This window comes from 'Chrysanthemum coronarium' phytoplasma, from assembly GCF_000744065.1.
Lineage (GTDB): Bacteria > Bacillota_I > Bacilli_A > Acholeplasmatales > Acholeplasmataceae > Phytoplasma > Phytoplasma asteris.
Genome location: NZ_BBIY01000070.1, coordinates 1 through 2561 on the forward strand (window position 1 = coordinate 1; position 2561 = coordinate 2561).

The 2561-nt window shown below is 28.1% G+C and carries 3 protein-coding genes; all 3 read left to right on the forward strand.

All coding sequences use genetic code 11. The features are described from left to right. The first annotated feature begins 974 nt into the window (after positions 1 to 974). A complete protein-coding gene (gene rpsJ / locus OYV_RS03380) occupies positions 975 to 1298 on the forward strand; it encodes a 30S ribosomal protein S10 (RefSeq protein WP_011160574.1) in 324 nt (107 codons plus the stop codon). Between the two features lie 195 nt (positions 1299 to 1493). Continuing rightward, complete coding sequence (gene rplC, locus OYV_RS03385; protein ID WP_042068285.1) at positions 1494 to 2159, forward strand: 50S ribosomal protein L3; 666 nt, start codon at positions 1494 to 1496, stop codon at positions 2157 to 2159. Then, positions 2146 to 2561: 50S ribosomal protein L4 (gene rplD / locus OYV_RS03390; RefSeq protein WP_042068287.1), on the forward strand; the 416-nt coding region annotated here is incomplete at its 3' end. The genes rplC and rplD, both read left to right, overlap by 14 nt.

A 2561-nucleotide genomic window follows, 5' to 3' on the forward strand; every position in this document is an offset into this window, starting at 1 on the left:
ACAAGGATAATTCATATTCAGCTTCTTTGGTTAATTAAGAAGCTAAAAAAGCTTATGATCCCAAATTAGAAAAACATAACGAAGATCAAAAAGCCATCAAAGAAAAACAAGAAGTAACTAAAAAATACGTTTTCCTTTTTGTAGAGTTTTTCTTTGTATTGTCGTTAGTAGGATTTAATGGTTATTTCTGTTATTCTAAAGCTAAATCATTTAAATAATTATAAGTAAAAAATATGTCTGATATTAAACAAAACATATCTTCTTTATTAAAAACATCAATTTTTTATTATTAAGTGTATTTGGAATGATTGTTATTTTTTTGATATATACGTTTTTTGAAAATCTAAATACTCAAAAAGTTTTACAACAATATCTAGATTCATTACAATCTAATACAAATATACTATCAAATTATAATTTATTATTACAACTTACTAAAAAACAAATGTATACAAGTTATTTAAGAGTTGTTATATTAGTTATTATTTGGGTTTTAATTATAATATTTAATGGTTATATGTGTTTTGCCAAAATTAACCCTTTTAAACAGTTTTTTAAATTTGTTAAAAAAAGTTATCAATAAATATAAATATAAAAATGAACCTTTTCATTAAATCATTTTATCTTTTAATATAAAGATATTTGAATTAACTTAATGAGGATATTTGAATTAACTTATTGTATTTTTTAACAAACAAAATCCAAAATAAATAAATCTTTTCACCATTTTACTTATTTGAAACAGCTTTTTTTATTTTAAAAAACATTATTAATTACTTTTTTAACTTTTGTAATTAAAATGACTTGCAATAAAATCTTTTTTAAGGTATAATAAAAAGGCTTGTTTTAAATATTTTTTCTTTTAATCCAAAAAACAAAACACCAATGTCAGTTGTCTAAGAAAAAAATTATTTAAGCAAAATATTTGTCTAATAGGCAATATTTTCAAACATTTCTAAAAAAGGAGAATATAAGTGAACAAAAAAGAAAAAGAAATTATCAAAATAATTCTAAGAGCCTACGACCATCATTTAATTGATCAATCAGCTAAAAAAATTATTGATATTCTCACTAAAACAGGAGCAAATATTGAAGGTCCAATACCTCTTCCTACCAGAAAAGAAGTATTTACTGTTTTGCGTTCCCCTTTCGTTAACAAAGATTCAAGAGAACAATTTGAACGACGCACTCACAAACGTTTAATTCAAATTATCAATCCTAATAAAAAAACAATTGAATCTTTAATGCACATTAGTTTGCCACCTGCAATTGATATTTTGTTAAAAAAAAACCAATAGCAAAAGCAAAATTTAGGCACTATTCATTTTAATATGAATAAATATTTACTTTTTTATAACCATTTCATTTAAATCATTTCATTTGGTTGAATCACAATCACAATTGCAATTACAATTTCAATCAACTTTTGAAAATCACTTTAAAAAACTTTTTACAAACTTTAAACCAAAATTAAAAAAAGAAAGAGGAAGGACATGGCTCAAGGAATCTTAGGTAAAAAAATAGGAATGACTCAAGTTTTTAACGAACAAGGAGAATTAGTTCCAGTAACAATAGTAGATGTTGCACCTAACGTTGTTTTACAACAAAAAAACGTTGACCAAGACGGCTATCAAGCTACTCAAATAGGTTTTTGCGACAAAAGAGAAAAAAACACTTCTAAACCTATGTTAGGACATTTTAAAAAAGCAACTACTGCCCCTAAGCGCTTCATTAAAGAAATTAATTTTAGTGCGGATGTCAATTCAAACCTAGCTAATTTAGCAGTAGGCGCACTAATCACAAACGATTTATTTCAAGTAGGTGATTTAGTTGATGTAACAGGAACTTCCAAAGGTAAAGGTTTTGCTGGTTCTATTAAGAGACACAATCAAAGCAGAGGTCCTGAAAGTCACGGGTCTCGTTATCACCGTCGTCCAGGTTCAATGGGCCCTATTAAAGGTAAATTAAAAGGTAAAAAACTACCAGGACACATGGGACACGAAACTGTTACTATGCAAAATTTAGCTATTCTTTCGGTTGATACTGAAAAAAACTTATTCTTAATAAAAGGCAATGTCCCAGGACCTAATAAAGGTTTTGTAATGATCAAATCTGCTGTAAAAAAATTGACAAAGGAGCAAACGCATGCCAAAAATTAATATTCTTAATCAACAAGGCGACTTCGTTTCTGAAAAGGTTTTAGCAACTACTGTTTTTGACATTAAACCTAATCCACAAGTTTTATACGACGTTGTAAATGCTCAAAGAGCTGCAATGCGTCAAGGCACACATGCTACCAAAACTCGTGCTTTAGTTGCTGGTGGAGGTAAAAAACCATGGAGACAAAAAGGAACTGGTCGTGCTCGTCATGGCTCTATTCGTTCTCCTTTATGGCGTGGTGGTGGAGTTACTTTTGGACCGTCCCCAAGAGATTATTCTGTTAAAGTAAACCAAAAAGTACGTAGTCTGGCTCTAAAATCAGCTTTATCACTCCAAGCTCAAAATAATCAATTAGTAGTTGTAGACAACATTAATTTAGCAACTCATAAAACTAAAGGTTT